The sequence below is a fragment of the Bacillus sp. PK3-067 genome (genome assembly GCF_056738645.1).
Genome location: NZ_CP096490.1, coordinates 896,389 through 912,817, shown reverse-complemented (window position 1 = coordinate 912,817; position 16,429 = coordinate 896,389). Strand labels below are relative to the sequence as shown.

Here is a 16,429-nt window from a genome sequence, read left to right as displayed (position 1 = left end):
CAAATCACCCCCTCATTCGAATGCGCGGATCTACTACGCCATATAAAATATCAGCAATTAAGTTACCGAGAATTAACATGAATGATGATAGTAATGTAATTGCCATGATAATCGGATAATCAAATCTAAAAATAGCATTTACCCCAAGTGAACCAAGACCCGGCCATGAAAATACTGTTTCCGTAATAAACGCTCCGCCTACTAAACTTGGAATCGATAATCCGAAAATTGTAATGATCGGTATTAATACATTTCGAAGTACGTGATTAAATAAAACCGTTTTCTTTGAAGCGCCGTACGCATATTGAATTTGTACATATTCTTCTTCTAATTGCTGAATCGTACTTGAACGAATATATCTCATATAAACAGATACGTTTTGGAACGCTAGCACCATGCAAGGTAAAATGCCGTGTTGCACAATATCCCAGACAGAATCTTTACCTACGGTGCGCATACCCATACTCGGAAGTAGGTTCAATTTTAAAGAGAATAAGTAGACTAATAGTAGTGCAAACCAGAAAACCGGCATAGAAATACCAACGTATGAAATAAAGTTTACAATGCGGTCAAAGAATGAATTCTTTTTCACACCTGTAAATAGTCCAAGCGGTATTGCGATTACGAATGAGACGAGTAAAGATGATCCCATTAATCCAATTGTTGCAGGTAATCTTTCTGTGATAAGTTCCAAAACAGGACGATGATTTTGAAGTGAGTAACCAAAGTTTCCTGTTAAAATGTTTTTTAACCATAAAAAATACTGCACGTAAATTGGTTGATCTAGTCCTAAACTTTTGCGAATACGCTCCACATCAATTGGACTCATGTTTGGCGTTACAAAGTTTCGAACCGGATCCCCCGGTGCTAGTTTTATTAATAGAAAAGAAATAATAGAAATAACAAATAAAAGCGGAATTGCATTTAAAAGCCTCTTCGCAATTACTTTATACACAAACTTCCCCCCTCAAGCTAAAGAAGCTGATTTCCACCAGCTTCTTTATTGTTTCTTATTTCACTTCATAAATCTTAGATAGATCTTCAAACATTGTGACAGGAATTGCTTTCGCTTCTTTTAATCCATCAAACTTTTTATCTACTGCAATAACTGCTTTCGGATACGCGATTGGTAGATAAGGTACGTCTTCTCTAGCTGTCTCTTGAATTTTATGGTATAGCTCTGCACGTTTTGTTTTATCTGTTTCAACTGCAGCTTCTTCCCATAACTTATCGAAATCAGCGTTTTTATATCGTGCATAATTGTATTCTGCATTACTTAAGAATAAGCTCTTATATGAATCTGGCTCAGGTCCCATTATGTAACCACCAAATGTAATGTCATATTCTTTATTCTCTTTATCTAAGCCTTTTTCACTTGCTGCACTAGCATCTAATGCATTTAGTTCAACTTCTAAGCCAACTTCTTTTAATTTTTGTTGTGTATAAAGCGCTAAGCTTTCCATGATTTTGTTATTCGTTACATACATCACACGTACTTTTTCGTTATCTTTCACGCCAGCTTTTGCTAATAAATCTTTCGCTTCTTTTTTATCATACTTATAGTCTTTAATATCTTTCGCATAATATATAGCGTCTGGCGTTAAGATTGAATTTGCTGGTTCTGCAAATTCACCTGAAACGAATGCTGAGTTAATCATTTCTTTTTTATCTAACGCATGCGCAATTGCTTGGCGCACTTCTTTTTTCTTCATCAAATCTGTATTCATGTTATAAGATAAGTAGAATAATCTACCTTCAGGGAATGTCACCATTGAGAAGTTCCCAGTGCTATCCAATTTCTTAAAGTCTTGCGGCTCAATCATCTTCATGTTGATTTGACCATTTTGCAGTGAAACATTTGCTGTATTACGGTCTTTTACAACGCGGTATACGATAGAGTCTAATTTAGCTTTCCCACCTACATAATCATCAAATCGATCTAATGCAACGTACTCATCTGATTTATACTCTTTAAACTTAAACGGTCCTGATCCTACAGGCTGTAAGTTTTTCTTACTCTTCGCTAAATCTGCTTCCCCTTCAAATACATGTTTCGGAATTGGGAAGAAATCATTCATCACACCTTCGAAAGATGCGCTTACTTGTGGTAAAACGAATTGAGTGGTTAACTCATCTACCTTTTTCACCTCAAGCGGCTTTCCTTTAAAAATAAAGTTTTCACGACTTGAGCTATTTTGCTTCTCATCTAAAATAGATTGGAATGTAAATGCTATATCGTCTGATGTAATTTTCTTACCATCATGCCATTTCAAATTATCTTTTAACTTCAGTGTCCAAGTTAATTGATCTTCTGAAGGCGTAAAGCTCTCAGCAAGAACAAACTTTTTCTTACCGTCTTCCATATGATACAGCGGCGCATATAAAGCTTGCTGCACAGTTAATGACACACGATCATTCGCATAAAGCGGATTCATCGTATCTGGATTATCGCTAACACCAATCGTTAACGTTCCTCCATCTTTCGGAGTCCCTGATTTACTAGTGCCCGCTTGCTTCGAATCTTTTTCCCCTGAACAAGCAGCTAATGCAATAAATAATAGTAGGACAAATGGTAATACAAACAACTTCTTCTTCATATTTCGACCCCTCTCGACTATTTACACCTATAAGAAAACTCGGAATTAATACCGAGTTTTCTTATAGGTTTTAAATTACCACTACCGGTATGTATTGTCAAACTTTTTCGCAAAGTTAGAAAGTTTGTAATCTATTAATGCATTCTTGCGATAAACTATATTTATGCGGAGGAGAAAATAAAAAGACCACGAATAAGTAGCCTCATAAAATGAGTTAAAAAACTATCAACTTACAGAAAACCCCTCTAAAATGATTGTTATATATACTCGGAACTGTAGAATGGGATTAAAGACAAAAAACAAATTTAGGAGGTTATCATGACATTTGATGAATTGAAAAAAAGACCACCAAAAGGCAGTCTCAAAACTCAATCTTATTCCCCATCCCTTGCTCCACCGCCTTCTCATACAAATACTTCGCAACGATAATATCTACTACCGCCAAACCAACTGATTTGAAAATAGTAATCTCTTCATCATTTTCGCGTCCAGCTTTTTCTCCGCTTATAATTTGACCAAGTTCAGCGTGAATGGCGTTTGCTTTGAATAAACCTTCTTTTATCGGAACTTGAAGGTCTCCTGTTTCGTCTAGTGCTGCTTCTTTTGATTCAACTACTACTTTGTTTGCGCTTGTGATGGCGTGAGATGGTAGTTCTTGCATGCTCGGTCTGAATGAGCCGACGGCGTTTACGTGGACGCCTTTTTGCAAGATTTCTGAGAAGACTGGTGTGGTTGCGTTCGTAGTTGTGACGATGATGTCTGCTTCACGTACTGCTTCATTTGGATCCTTGTAAACGTAAGCAGGTTTACCAAATTTCTCTTGTATATATTGCGCAAATGCATACGCTTTTTCTTCTGTGCGATTGTATAAGATGACTTTTTCGATATCTCTAACCGCAAATATTGCTTCGGCAATTCCTTTCGCCTGTTCACCCGTGCCGATAATGCATAAAGTTTTTGCGTTATGACGAGCTAAATATTTTGTCGCTACTCCTGATAAGGCGCCCGTTCGGATCATCGTTAAGTACGATCCTTCTAGAAGTGCGAGCGGTTCTCCCGTTTGAAAGTCTGATAGCATCACAATCCCATTGATCGTTTTCTTTCCTATCTGTTTATTTTGCGGGACTACCGTTACTATTTTTACTCCAAGTGCCTCAAGTCCTTCCGCTACTGAAGGCATAATTAATGCCGTATTTTGCTCGTTCGCAAATGGTAATGAGCCTCTTATTGGTGTAATCGTTCTTTCTGCGGAAAATTCTTTTAAAGCAAGCGCCGCGTATTCAATAACTTCATTCATATTTACTAAGTTTCTTTGTTCGTTCGCGCTTATGACAAGCATATCTTTCCACCCCCTCCTCTTATCCTAACAAAAATCCTCGATTCAAATCATCTCTCGGATCTACAACGAACTGATGAAATCCTGTAATAAAGGCATTCCCCGTTACTTTTGGAACGACAGCTTCATATGTATCTACTGCGGTTACGGATAATACTTCTCCCTGGAATTTCCCATCAGTAATGCATTCATGGATGAATACTTCTCCTTTTTGCAAGGTAGCTTTTTCAAAAAGAGTTGCGATTCTCGCTGAAGTTCCTGTACCGCAAGGAGAACGGTCTACTTGCCCATCAGCAAAAATCGTTACATTTCGTAGCGTAGCACCTTTGTCTTTCGGTTCATCTGAAAAGATAACGCCGTATATTCCTTTCAATCCTTCTTCAAGTGGATGTTTCACTTCCATTTTGCTCTCTATATAATGTTTAATTTTACCGCCCCACATTTGAATAGCAGATAAATCTTTGAAATCAACTTTCAAACCAAATTCTTTACAGTCTACAACAGCGTAAAATGCTCCTCCAAACGCGATATCTACTTGAAATTCATAGTTATCTATTTTAATAGGAACGTCTTTTTTGTATACAAATGAAGGAACATTTTCAAATGATACAGATTCTACTTCACTCCCGTTATATTTTGCATACGCAATAACTTCTCCGGCTGGGCTATCAATAATGAACTTTTGTTTTTCACCCTTTACTTCCAACATGCCTGTTTCAATTCCAACTGTAATAACAGCGATAATGCCATGACCACACATCGTACTCCATCCTTCATTGTGCATAAATAACACACCAAAATCAGCGTGGGCACTTGCTGGCGGTGTAATGATACAACCGTACATTCCGTGATGTCCTCTCGGTTCATACATAAGAACTTCACGAAGGTAATCCAAATGTTCCATACAGTAGGCGCGTCTTTCCAGTTGCGTTTCCCCTTTTATTTCTGGCACGCCGCCCGTAATAATTCGAAGCGGCTCCCCAGCTACGTGTGCATCAATCGTTGTATATATTTTACTAACCTTCATTTCGATCTCTCCCCTATACGTTGATACTCTTTTCATTGCAAATATCATGCCAACGCATAGGTTATAAATTTGTATGCATTGTTTAGAAAAACATACACTACTGTCTATTTTTTTATACACTGTCCAGAGGCTATGTTATGGGGGCCCCCTTGATACAACCAGTCTTATTATTTTCAATGTAAAGTTACTTCGCTCCCCAACATATACTGTTCAAAAGCAAAAAGGAAGTGATCCAATGTACTACGGAACAAAGGGCTGGTACGTAGCTGAACTAAAAAAATTAGGTGTGCGCTATCATGAAGGACGAAAACTAGAAAGTTACCGCGGGCACATATTACGCAATTTATTAATCGCACAACAAGAGAAATTAAAAGAACAGTAATAGATTCTCCTATTACAATATCAACTTATCGCCGCCTACAAACTGCCAATCAATCACACATCAAACTACACTAAAAAGGTCACCCAAACGGGTGACCTTCCTTTCTTATTCACAAACAAGAATTTGTCTAGTAAATGACCCTTTTCTTGTAATACAGCGATCTGTAATTTCAAACCCTGCTTCATGGATCATGTCATCCATTGTTTCCATCGTGACAACGACTACTTTTTTCGCGATGCGGCGTGCACTTGAAAGAATGGAGAGCTGGTCTTCTGGTGTGGCATGCGTAAATAAGTCATACGGCATATCGATAATGGCAACGTCATAGTTCTCAGTAATTTCCTCGATTGGACCTTTTGTTACTGTTCCTTCAAATCCGAAATGTGCGATGTTTTTTCTCGTTCCAAGAACTACAAGTGGATTTATATCTCTACCAACGATGTTAATCCCCATAGAAAGTGCTTCTACTACTACTGTTCCAATACCGCAGCACGGGTCAATTGCTCGTACTCCCTCTGGATTTGGTACAGCGATATTTGCAACTGATCTCGCAACACGTGTGCTAAGTGATGTCGAATAACTATGCGGTTTTTTTATGTGATGATACCAAACTGGTTCGCTTTCTACATAGTGCCCGAAGTACCAGCGCCCTCCAAGAGGAACAATCCCAAATACACGCTCTGGATTACGAACATCCGCTTCTCCTTCAATATGCATGCCAAGGTCTCGTTCAATAAGACGTCTTTCTCCATATTCAATTTTATTCTCCCCAACGAGGTCATTGATTTTAACGAAGATAACTTTAAATGTCGCTCCCGCCAAATCAATTTGTTCCACTTGTTTTAAAATGCTTTCTAAGTCGTCCCCTTCATACATAACTTCAATTCGCTCTTTCATAAACGCACTTCTACTAGGGTCAATTTTGACATCACTTTTTAAAATATTAACGTGGGACTCCATTCCAAAGAACGAGCGCATTTCCAAGTAACATAAAGCACGCTCCTCCTCACGAAATGCATACGTATATATACAGGCAGGTGTTTTACTATGATTATTCAATCTATTATCATCCTCTATCGTTTAAAATTGTTCTAATTACAATTACTCAAATACTTTTGTATATAAAATTAAATGATATCATATGCCGGAAATAAAGAGAAACGTTAATAAATAAAAGAGACTGCCAATGGCAATCTCTTATTATTTATTAACGGAAAGAAGACACGTTGTTACCCATTTCTTCATAGTAATCTAAAATACCTTGATAAATAGCTTCCGCTGCACGTTGTCTCCATTCTTCAGTAGCTAGTTTTTCACCTTCACCTTTAGCATCGATAAAACCTAGTTCAGCTAAAATAGCAGGCATTGTATTGTATTTCACTACATAGAAGTTTTCTGTCTTTACACCTCTATCATTTGATTGAAGTGCTTGTACTAAACGTTTTTGTACTTTTTCTGCTAGTACACGGCTTTCTTCTGAGTTTGGATTTGTTGCTGATCTGTAGTAGAACGTTTCTGTTCCTTCTACTTGTTCATTAAACCCGTTTGCATGAATACTTACGAAAATATCACCTTTATTTTCTTGTGCAAATTCTACACGTTTTTTCAAAGATTCACCAGGGGTATTTCCCGGACGCGTATCATCATTACGTGTTAATAAGACAGTAAATGGTGTCTTTTGTTCAAATAGTTTTTGTACACGTAAAGATGTATCTAATACAATAGCACTTTCATCCATTTTCACACCAGAATGACCTGGATCAACTCCACCATGACCTGGATCAATGATAATCGCTTTGCCTTCTAAGAAATTACCTTGCTTCACTGGGTTTAATTGATTTTTATTAACCCATTGGAAACCAGCGCCCATGCGGATACGAATCCAACTGCCGCTCTCTTCAATAACAGTTACTTGTTGTGCGTTATGTGTTCCCATTACTTTTGACGAAGAAGAAGCTTCTGCATAAGTAGTGAACCCTTCATTAATAACTTCTGTTTTCTCTACTAAAGGTGTCCATTTATCACCGTTACTTGTTGCAATTTTGATCCATCCATCTCGTTCTTCTTTAATTTCAACCATTTGTGGATTATGCTGATTTGCACTAATCCCAGAACTTAATGATGGTGCGTGATATGTAATGAATTTTCTATCTATGTACATTTTCTTTGTTTCTACTGGACGATCACTATTCTTGCTAAATTTATCTGTTTGCGCAGTAAGCTGAGCTGCTTGTTCACGCGTAATAGAATCATTCGGTTTCCAGCCATTCTCTGTACCTAAAGAAAGTTTTAATTCTACTAAAATATTAACTTCTTCTTTACCCCAATGATTCTCTAAATCAGCAAATTTTGTAGGAACTGGTCCTGTTACTTTGCTCTTCAAATTATATGCTCTTACAAGCATAGCTGCCATTTCAGCACGAGTTACTTTTCCTTCAGGATCAAATACTCCTGGTTCTCGTCCCTTAATAATATTCTCTTTTTCCATGGCTGCAATAAATGAAGCTGCCCAACTATTTTTCGCATCATTATAAGACGGCTTTGCATTTGGATCTACTTTAGCACCAATTGCTGTTGCGATAATCTTTGCTGCCTGGGCACGTGTTAAATTTCCGTATGGCATAAAGTTACCATCTGGCATACCGTTAATTACATTTCTTTCTACTAAATAATAAATTGCGTCTTTCGACCACGCACTATCTGAAACATCAGGAAATTTCTTCGTTTCTGCTAAACTACTAATTGGATGTGCTAGTAAATTTGCTGCTAATAAACCTGCGGCTATTGCTTTGTACTTCATGAAAAATAAATCTCCTCTCAAAACTTCATATTCATACAATTTTTTTAATCAAGCTAACTAAAAAATATTAACTATTAATTAATTCCTTTCATAGTGTATAACATTATATATCTATAGTAAATACGTTTCCGGTCGTATAACAAAAATCGCATATATATAACTTATAATGAATGTATATAAAAAACTTTAATCAGCCCTCACCAATCGGGCTTTTACAGGCAGCCCGGTCCCCATCTAACTTTTTTGCTTTCGCTGAATTTTGAGGTAGGGGTCTTACTACTCGGCAAATAGCGGGATTAAAAAGCGATTAGAACATGTCTCCTAATCGCTTTGCCAAATAAAAAGCTGATTAAAAATAATATCTTTAATCTGCTCTCTATTATCTATGAAATTATTCTTCAATTAAATTAGACATTACATATGCATACACTAATGCTTCTGTATGCGCAATAGAACTTTCATGTGTACGTTCAAATGCGTGAGAAGAATCAATACCCGCTCCAATTAAAGCATGTTTCACATCAAATCCCGCGCGAATCGCAGCTGATGCATCAGATCCGTAGTATGGATAAATATCTACTTTATATTCAATATGATTCGTTTTCGCAAGCTCTACTAAATGTTTACGCAGTGCGTAATGATACGGGCCGCTAGAGTCTTTTGCACAAATAGATACTGTATATTCATCAGATGCTTGTCCATCACCTAACGCTCCCATATCAACTGCTAAGTATTCAACAGTTTCTTCAGGAATGTTAGAATTACCACCGTATCCAATCTCTTCATTATTAGAAATTAAGAAATGCGTCGTATATGGTAATGTTACGTTTTCATCTTGTAATCTTTTAATTAATTTTAATAAAATCGCAACACTTACTTTGTCATCTAAATGACGGGATTTTATGTATCCACTCTCTGTAATTTGAACACGCGGATCAAATGAAACGAAGTCTCCTACTTCAATTCCTAATTCGCGTACTTCATCAGCTGAAAATACGCGCTCATCAATACGAACTTCAATATTTTTCTCATCGCGTTTTGCTTCACCTGCATCTTTATATACATGTACAGATGTTTGATGCATTAAAATCGTTCCTGTATATGTCTTGCCACTTGCTGTTTCAATTTCGCAATATTCCCCTTCTACAGAGTTCCAACGAAATCCACCAATCATAGAAAGACTCAGGCGACCATCAGGCTTAATTTCTTTCACCATCGCACCTAACGTATCAACGTGTGCCGTTAATAAGCGGTGCTGCGCATCATTCTTCCCTTTTACCGTTAAAATAAGAGCTCCCTTATTATTACGTTTCGTTTCTACGTTCCACTCACTGACATAGTTTTCAATGAAATTAATAATTTTTGCTGTATTTCCAGATGGACTCGGAATAGAGACAAGCTCCTTAATCAGTTCCATCGTTTCTTTCGTATGATGTGCCATTGTCGTTTCCTCCTCATTTTCTCTACTATTCAGTATACAAAATTCGCCAGAAAACCTCTACTTATATAGCTCAATTTTCTAAATTGTAGTAAAATTCTTTTTAGTATACAAAAGGAGTCCTGAAATATGAATATATCAAAAAAATATATACACATTGCACTCATTTGGTTTTTAGCATCATTATTTTGTTTACAAATCTCTTATGCCATTCATACTACTACTTCTATTACAATCGGCTGGATATTAACAGCTATCTTCTTCATTATTAGCTTCATTGCAACAAAAAAGCATAGTGTTACTCATTAACGCTATGCTTTTCCTATAAAACTATTCTTCTGAAACATCTAATAAATAAATCCCTCTTTCAAATCCACCGCGTTCTATCTCTTTTTGCTTACGAAGGCGTTCCACATCTTCAATCGATGCACCTTCTGCACGTGCTAATGAAATGATAACCTCTAGCGCATCTGCAAGAGAATCTAGTGCATGTTCGCGTTCTTTCATAGAAGCAAATTCACGAATTTCTTCCGTTCCAATTTTCGCTAAAGCTTGTATGTAGGCTTGACCTGTTAATTTTTGTGCTGTATATGTTTTTCCAGACATTAAAATCTTCTCTGGAACACGATCTCTTACTAACTTGTTATATGCTGACATCATTCATCCTCCTATATTTAATAACATCCGAGCTCTGCTTTATAGAAAAACCATTTTTTCTTCACGCATGCACTTAACATATCAATTCCTGATCCATGTGCTCTTACATGTGGAAAGAAATAGTGCTCTAAGTCTTCGTCCTTACCATATAGAGTTTGATACTCATCTGGAATCGCTTCTTTTTTCACATCTTTTTCTTTCGTCACCCCGTCAGAAAATGCAACACTTGGATGTCCCTCAAAAAATAACGCAGTCCGAACTGCCAAAGATGGTGTACTATGCAAAGCAGAATATGTAAGCAAAATAATAGTGATAACACCGATCATTTTCTTCATGTATTACTCCTAAAAAAAAGTGCTAACACAATTATACTAAAATGTGTTAGCACTTTCTCCCCTTTATCCCGAATTAACGAGCTAATAATCAGTGAGGAATGGACAAACTTTATTCCCCTTTAAATGCTGGTAAACGTTTCTCTAAAAACGCAGCAATACCTTCTTTATGATCCGCTGTTTGTCTCATTGCATATTGACCACGCTTTTCTAATTGCAATGTTTGCTCTAAATTAGAACGATTTACTTCACATAAAATTTGCTTCGTTTGAATCATTGCTTTAATCGGCTTTTGTGACCATTCATTAATCTTCTGCTTCACAGCCGTTTGGAAATCTTCGCCGATTACTTCATCAATTAAGCCGATATCAAGCGCTTCTGTCGCTGATAATTTCTTACCTTCCCAAATAATTTGCTTCGTCATATTTTCACCGACGCGCTTTTGAAGGAAGAAATGACCGCCTCCATCTGGAATTAAAGCGATTCCAATAAAGTTCATTGCAATAACAGATGATATATCCGCCATTACATAATCAGCTGTTAACGCAATACTTAATCCAAGACCTGCAGTTGGTCCATGAATTGCACTAATAACAAGCTTTGGCATCGTATATAATGTCACGACAACTTCAGAAATGGTATTCATAATACCATCAAACTTACTTTCATCATTACTTGAAAGCATCGATTTAATATCCCCACCCGCAGAAAAACCACGGCCGTTCCCGCATAACACAACGATATGCGCAGAACTTTCCGCTACTTCTTTTAACTTTTGTAATAACTCTTTTAAGGTCGGCTCATCCAACGCATTTAACACCTCTGGGCGATTGACCATAACCGTTGCAACGTGGCCTTCATATTTCACAACGACAGATTCTGTTTTACTTGTTATTTCCATTATATATACCCCTCTTTTCTCCATAAAGATTATACTTATATAATTATAGAGAACCATTGAAAAATCCTTCTTTTTTCTCAATTTTCTGTCTAATAATCTCGCAATTTGTACATATACCGTATAAAACATACAATTCCGTTGAAAAATATAGAAATTAAAGTCGGTTTATCCATGCTTTTCATCTATTTACCATTACAATGAAATGGTGTATTCTTAAGTTTGATAAAAAAACAAATATTGAAATTCATTCGCCTTACTATGTAAAAAAGGCTTTATACCCATCTTTTGGGTGTTGTAATAAAGGAATGAAGAACTGGAGGAACATATGGTTAATAAGTTGAAACAAACGGATAACTACTTCCCACATTTCCTATTGCTATTCATTGTGTTTCAACCAATTTTAGATTTATTAACATCTTTTTCAATCTATATACTACACATGAGCGCAACAGTTGGAGTTGTAGTCCGTTTCGCCTTTATGCTTCTTGCATTAGGATACCTACTTCTTCATCACAAACAACAAGATGCGAAAAAGTACATCCTCTATTTATGTTTACTCGGAATCGCACTCGCAATCGGTCTTGTAAATAATATGATGGTTAAATCTCCAATTTCATTTGGAGAAGAAGTTAAATTTATCTTAAAGAGCGTATATCCAATTGTGCTACTGTTTGGATATATTATCGCCTTTAAAGAGCTAAAAAATAAAGAGTATGTATTTCATAAAATCATTACATATTTCTTATATGCAACTTTAATTTTAAGCATCACAATGATTGTCGCAATGCAAACTGGAACGGATTTCCCAAGCTATCCTCACTCAAAAATCGGTTCAAGAGGTTGGTTCTTCGCTGGAAATGATTTAAGTTCTCTTTTCGCCATTATGTTCCCAATCATTGTCTTATATTCGATTCATAAAACAACTTCTTTCTCGAAAATATATTACTGGATTCCAACAATACTTGCGATGTATGCAAGTATTATGGTCGGAACGAAAGTCGGATATGGCGCAATTGTTATTACATTAGGCGTAGCACTTTTCTTCTCATTCATTGAGTACATGATAAATCGTAAAAAAGAAGGAAAAGGATTCACACATATTGTAAATACCGTTGTTGCCGCTGTTATACTAGGAGGTTTAATTGTTCTTACACCGCATACTCCTATCGCAAAAAATATGGGCATTCACATGCAAATATACGAATACAAAAAATCAGTACAAGAAGAGAAAGATCGAAAAGAAGGAAAAGTAATTAAAGAAGATCCAGAAGATGCAAAAAAACATGCAAAAGGTGAACTTACAGATTCTGAAGTAAAAAGTTTAATTTACAGCGATCGCGACAAATTCTTAAAAACATACAAACAGTACTATAAAGACGCACCGCTTTCACAAAAACTATTCGGAATGGGTTACGCTGGTAACTACACAGATAAAATTAAATTAATTGAAATGGACTTCCATGACCTATTTTTCGCATTTGGCATTGTCGGTTTCCTTATTTACTTAATACCACTTCTATACTTTGGTATTACATTATTCACCCGCATGATCACAAACTTTAAGAAAATCATGACCGTAAAGTATATGCTATTAGCGAGCACACTCATTCTATCACTTGGCATTGGCTTTATGTCTGGCCACGTATTAACAGCGCCAGCCGTTAGCATTTTCTTCGTTGTTATTCTCGCTTATATCATTGTTGATTTTGAAATTGAATAAAAAGAAGGTGCTACGAAATATTAGTAGCACCTTCTTTTTTATTTAATTAATGTTTTACGTACTCTAAGCTTTCTTTTGCAATATACGCTTCTGTTACAGTAGGATTATCTGAAATAACTTTAACCCACGCTTTTCCATTTATTATTTCTTCACCAGTAACTGTGACAACTACATTTGTATTTAAACGATACAGTCGCTCATTTGATATACTAGGATTCTTTTTCACTTCCACGTTATTCATCACACGTGCAAGTTTGTACTTGTTGTATTCTTTTTTACCTAAATAAGAATCAAAACGGTTCATATGCCCCGCTACTTTTTTACCCCAGTTCGCATCAGATGCATATTTCGCATTTAAACCAGCAGCTTTATCACCTGTATATGTTGCTGTATAACGCCAATGTCCTGGATTTAAATATCCTTCATTCATGTATAATTTTGCTGCATGTTCAATACAATCTTCTTTTGAATTAAATGCTTCCCCGTTACCATATGGGCTATCGTCTGTTGCTTTTAAACCAAATAAATTATTTTTGTCTTTTGCAAGAGCGCTTGTTCCATAATAACTTTCATGAATTGCTAATGAATATAAGAATAATGCATTTACATTATACTTGCTTTCTACTTCTTTAAATTTCTTTCCTAAACCAATTAATGGAGAGTCTGGCTTAATCGATTTCACATAACTATCTAGTTGTTCAGCTGTATAATCTGTTTTCGAACGTAATGATAAATAATTGAAATATTGATAGAAAGTTTCGTCTCCGAATGTCTTTCCATCTACACTATACATTTGCTGTCCTTGCTTCATGAAAGAAGGTGCCACACCATATCTAAATTCTGTATATCCAGGTGAACTTGTATTATATGTATAATATTTATGGTATAAATATCCATCTGATTTCACATAATAAGACGACTGTTTCATTTCATTGGTAGGAATTAAAGTGATTTCATTCTTCTTCACATAACCTGTCAAACCAGAAAGTTGAACTTTCACACGATCTTCGCCAACTTCTAACACTTTCAATTCTGTTCCATACTGAATATACGTATATACTGTTGCTAAATTCTCATCATAAATATTAATGATGTTTTGCCCAGTTATTCTTTTCGCACTTGCAAAACCATCTTTAATCCATAAAAATTCGTTCTCGTATTTTACCGCATTCATACCTTTATTTTGAGCAGCCGTAACCGCTTCTTTATACGTATTATAGCGCTCTACTTCTTGCTCTGTTCCATTTTCTCTTACATTTGTCACAACATATTTCTTAGTTTCTACAGGATTGCTATTTCCGTTTTTTTCAATCGTCTGAAGCATGCGATCCAACATAGCTGAAGCCATCCCTCTTGTAGCTGATAAATGTGGTCTAAATGTATTATCTTCTGGATACCCTTTAATAATTTGAGTAGCCACCATAACTTGCACATGCTCTTTATAGTTAATACTATCTTTGTCAGTAAAGGTAAGCGGACTTACAGCTACTTTAATATTTTTATAGTCTAACGCTCGCTTTACCATGATCGACATTTCTTCACGTGTAATCACATCATTTGGTGAGAACGTCTCGTTCGTACGACCATTAATAATTTTCGCTCCATATGCTCTACTTACACCATCATATAAACCGTAAGTCTTCGGCACATCCTCGAAATTCGAATCAGCTTTCGGTAAATTTAAAGCTCTCGCTATGAATGTAGCAAACTCTGCTCTTGTTACTAATTTATCAGGCGCATATACATTGTCCCCATACCCCATTAAAACTCCTTTAGTAATAAGTGAGCGCATATTCGTCTCAAACATATGTCCTGTAATATCATCATTTGCCGCATAACTTGAAATAGGAGTTAAAAGTAATGATCCCGTTAATGCCACTGCTGTTATACCTTTTGAAAAAGTCTTCAAGGTTATCCTCCTCGTAATCTACGAATTTATTATCACAAATTTGATTATATAATAATTACAATCATTTTAGCATAATAAATAGGAATTAAAATAAAACGTTTTTTAATTTGAATTTTCATTACATTCAAAACAAAATAAAAGACACTTTACTTTTTTAATAAAGTGCCTTTTTCCATATGATCAATGAGTTTCTTTGTTGCCTGTTTGCCTTGCAACCGAAGCTCATCTATTGTCAATTGTAACTCTTGCTGCACAGTTCCTTGTTGCATTAATTGCTTTTTCGCAATTTCATATAAATATTCAGCACTCCATTCGCCATCCACACTTCCTATAACTGGCTGATTCACTTGACTTAAAAACGAATCAATTTTCGGATCATATGAAATCCCGACCATTGGAGTTTTGGCTACAGCAGAAAAAACTAGTGCATGAAGACGCATACCAATTAGTAATGAACATTGTGATAAAATGAATATTTTCTCATCGATATCCATTTTATATGGAAGCATATACGTCTCTTCTCCCATTAAGTCTACTACTTCACGCGAAGCTTTTTGATCAAATGGCTCATGCATTGGAACAAATAGAATTTGGTATCCTTCTTGCTTTAATTTTTTTAATGCCGCAGCTAATTTTTTTATATAATCTTCTTTTGCATTCCAATAACGCACACTAACCGCGATTACTTTTCCATGTATCGAATGCTTTTGCAACCAATCCGATTGTTTTGTCCGTTTCCATGTTAAAACAGGGTCTGGAACAATTTCAATATCGTTTTTTATGCCAAGTTCTTTTAAATATAAAAACGAATCCTCATCTCGAACTGATACATAGGAAGCTTTTGACAAGTTCCATTTTACTAATAGACGATTATATCCTTTTGTAATTGGACCTATTCCTTGTGAATAAATATAATACGGCTTTTTTAATAATCGAGCGAGTCCCATAATACCCGTATAATATAGAATACTCTTCGTACTTGTCTGATCTTGAAGAAGGCTCCCGCCACCGCTAATAACTCCATCACTGTTTTTGATTGCATGATAAACAGCTTTTATATCCCAGCGATCTACCGATTCTACACCATACATTTCCTTTGTATATTTAGAATCATTTGATAGTACTACTAGTTCTATATCCGGGTTCTCTTTACTTAACGATTCAATAATTGATTGTAGAATCGCCTCGTCTCCAACATTATAAAAACCATAATATCCTGATAAGACTAAACGCACCCTAAATCTCCTCCAAAACTAGGTAACCGTTTATTTCATCTAACATAAACTAGTACCCATTCCTTACCTAAACACTTGATACCCTACATAGTTTC

The 16,429-nt window shown here is 35.9% G+C and carries 15 protein-coding genes; 3 read left to right on the top strand and 12 right to left on the bottom strand.

Features of this window, described 5'->3' with window-relative positions; all coding sequences use genetic code 11:
* Positions 1–4 precede the first annotated feature (4 nt).
* The 4 genes from M1D73_RS04705 to M1D73_RS04690 form a co-directional block, all read right to left on the bottom strand.
* Entirely contained in the window at positions 5–955 is a 951-nt protein-coding gene (locus M1D73_RS04705) for an ABC transporter permease (protein ID WP_000278778.1), read from the bottom strand.
* Positions 956–1,010: 55 nt separating this feature from the next.
* On the bottom strand, positions 1,011–2,597 hold the full coding sequence (locus M1D73_RS04700; RefSeq protein WP_121868492.1) for an ABC transporter substrate-binding protein: 1,587 nt from the start codon (positions 2,595–2,597) through the stop codon (positions 1,011–1,013).
* A 361-nt stretch (positions 2,598–2,958) separates the two neighbouring features.
* Entirely contained in the window at positions 2,959–3,936 is a 978-nt protein-coding gene (locus M1D73_RS04695; RefSeq protein WP_121868491.1) for an ornithine cyclodeaminase family protein, read from the bottom strand.
* A 19-nt stretch (positions 3,937–3,955) separates the two neighbouring features.
* A complete protein-coding gene (locus tag M1D73_RS04690) occupies positions 3,956–4,960 on the bottom strand; it encodes a proline racemase family protein (protein WP_121868490.1) in 1,005 nt (334 codons plus the stop codon).
* 106 nt (positions 4,961–5,066) lie between these two features.
* Here M1D73_RS04690 and M1D73_RS04685 point away from each other — a divergent pair, with 106 nt between their 5' ends.
* Positions 5,067–5,342 carry a YflJ family protein gene (locus tag M1D73_RS04685; protein WP_121868505.1) on the top strand — a complete coding sequence of 92 codons (276 nt, stop codon included), beginning with the start codon at positions 5,067–5,069 and terminating at the stop codon, positions 5,340–5,342.
* 105 nt (positions 5,343–5,447) lie between these two features.
* Here the strand turns inward: M1D73_RS04685 and M1D73_RS04680 are convergent, their stop codons facing one another.
* The 3 genes from M1D73_RS04680 to M1D73_RS04670 all read right to left on the bottom strand — a co-directional run bounded on the left by M1D73_RS04680 (position 5,448) and on the right by M1D73_RS04670 (position 9,583).
* Positions 5,448–6,401, bottom strand: a complete 954-nt coding sequence (locus M1D73_RS04680; RefSeq protein WP_001059319.1) for a TRM11 family SAM-dependent methyltransferase — start codon at positions 6,399–6,401, stop codon at positions 5,448–5,450.
* A 148-nt stretch (positions 6,402–6,549) separates the two neighbouring features.
* Positions 6,550–8,142, bottom strand: a complete 1,593-nt coding sequence (locus M1D73_RS04675; protein ID WP_017674480.1) for an N-acetylmuramoyl-L-alanine amidase — start codon at positions 8,140–8,142, stop codon at positions 6,550–6,552.
* Between the two features lie 391 nt (positions 8,143–8,533).
* Complete coding sequence (locus M1D73_RS04670) at positions 8,534–9,583, bottom strand: M42 family metallopeptidase (protein WP_016125550.1); 1,050 nt, start codon at positions 9,581–9,583, stop codon at positions 8,534–8,536.
* A 126-nt stretch (positions 9,584–9,709) separates the two neighbouring features.
* Here M1D73_RS04670 and M1D73_RS04665 point away from each other — a divergent pair, with 126 nt between their 5' ends.
* Entirely contained in the window at positions 9,710–9,889 is a 180-nt protein-coding gene (locus M1D73_RS04665) for a hypothetical protein (RefSeq protein ID WP_001027083.1), read from the top strand.
* 21 nt (positions 9,890–9,910) lie between these two features.
* On the opposite strand, the gene M1D73_RS04660 is transcribed toward M1D73_RS04665, so the two are convergent.
* From M1D73_RS04660 to M1D73_RS04650, 3 genes are all read right to left on the bottom strand, one after another.
* On the bottom strand, positions 9,911–10,237 hold the full coding sequence (locus M1D73_RS04660) for a nucleoside triphosphate pyrophosphohydrolase (RefSeq protein ID WP_001277350.1): 327 nt from the start codon (positions 10,235–10,237) through the stop codon (positions 9,911–9,913).
* A 17-nt stretch (positions 10,238–10,254) separates the two neighbouring features.
* Positions 10,255–10,572, bottom strand: coding sequence for a hypothetical protein (locus tag M1D73_RS04655; RefSeq protein WP_000738198.1), 318 nt, complete (start codon positions 10,570–10,572; stop codon positions 10,255–10,257).
* Positions 10,573–10,681: 109 nt separating this feature from the next.
* Positions 10,682–11,494, bottom strand: coding sequence for an enoyl-CoA hydratase (locus M1D73_RS04650; protein ID WP_001999174.1), 813 nt, complete (start codon positions 11,492–11,494; stop codon positions 10,682–10,684).
* A 301-nt stretch (positions 11,495–11,795) separates the two neighbouring features.
* Here M1D73_RS04650 and M1D73_RS04645 point away from each other — a divergent pair, with 301 nt between their 5' ends.
* Positions 11,796–13,190: an O-antigen ligase family protein gene (locus M1D73_RS04645; protein WP_000247523.1), complete on the top strand. Its 1,395-nt coding sequence runs from the start codon at positions 11,796–11,798 to the stop codon at positions 13,188–13,190.
* A gap of 46 nt (positions 13,191–13,236) precedes the next feature.
* On the opposite strand, the gene M1D73_RS04640 is transcribed toward M1D73_RS04645, so the two are convergent.
* A complete protein-coding gene (locus M1D73_RS04640) occupies positions 13,237–15,099 on the bottom strand; it encodes an S-layer homology domain-containing protein (RefSeq protein ID WP_000847503.1) in 1,863 nt (620 codons plus the stop codon).
* Between the two features lie 146 nt (positions 15,100–15,245).
* The gene (gene csaB, locus M1D73_RS04635) at positions 15,246–16,334 is read right to left on the bottom strand and encodes a polysaccharide pyruvyl transferase CsaB (RefSeq protein WP_001241591.1); all 1,089 of its coding nucleotides are present in this window, start codon (positions 16,332–16,334) and stop codon (positions 15,246–15,248) included.
* Positions 16,335–16,429 lie beyond the last annotated feature (95 nt).

Excerpts from the sequence above, each read along its gene's own strand:
- M1D73_RS04700 (WP_121868492.1), bottom strand. The coding sequence starts at position 2,597 with ATGAAGAAGAAGTTGTTTGTATTACCATTTGTCCTACTATTATTTATT.
- M1D73_RS04695 (WP_121868491.1), bottom strand. The coding sequence starts at position 3,936 with ATGCTTGTCATAAGCGCGAACGAACAAAGAAACTTAGTAAATATGAAT.
- M1D73_RS04690 (WP_121868490.1), bottom strand. The coding sequence starts at position 4,960 with ATGAAGGTTAGTAAAATATATACAACGATTGATGCACACGTAGCTGGG.
- M1D73_RS04675 (WP_017674480.1), bottom strand. The coding sequence starts at position 8,142 with ATGAAGTACAAAGCAATAGCCGCAGGTTTATTAGCAGCAAATTTACTA.
- M1D73_RS04670 (WP_016125550.1), bottom strand. The coding sequence starts at position 9,583 with ATGGCACATCATACGAAAGAAACGATGGAACTGATTAAGGAGCTTGTC.
- M1D73_RS04665 (WP_001027083.1), top strand. The coding sequence starts at position 9,710 with ATGAATATATCAAAAAAATATATACACATTGCACTCATTTGGTTTTTA.
- M1D73_RS04660 (WP_001277350.1), bottom strand. The coding sequence starts at position 10,237 with ATGTCAGCATATAACAAGTTAGTAAGAGATCGTGTTCCAGAGAAGATT.
- M1D73_RS04655 (WP_000738198.1), bottom strand. The coding sequence starts at position 10,572 with ATGAAGAAAATGATCGGTGTTATCACTATTATTTTGCTTACATATTCT.
- M1D73_RS04650 (WP_001999174.1), bottom strand. The coding sequence starts at position 11,494 with ATGGAGAAAAGAGGGGTATATATAATGGAAATAACAAGTAAAACAGAA.
- M1D73_RS04645 (WP_000247523.1), top strand. The coding sequence starts at position 11,796 with ATGGTTAATAAGTTGAAACAAACGGATAACTACTTCCCACATTTCCTA.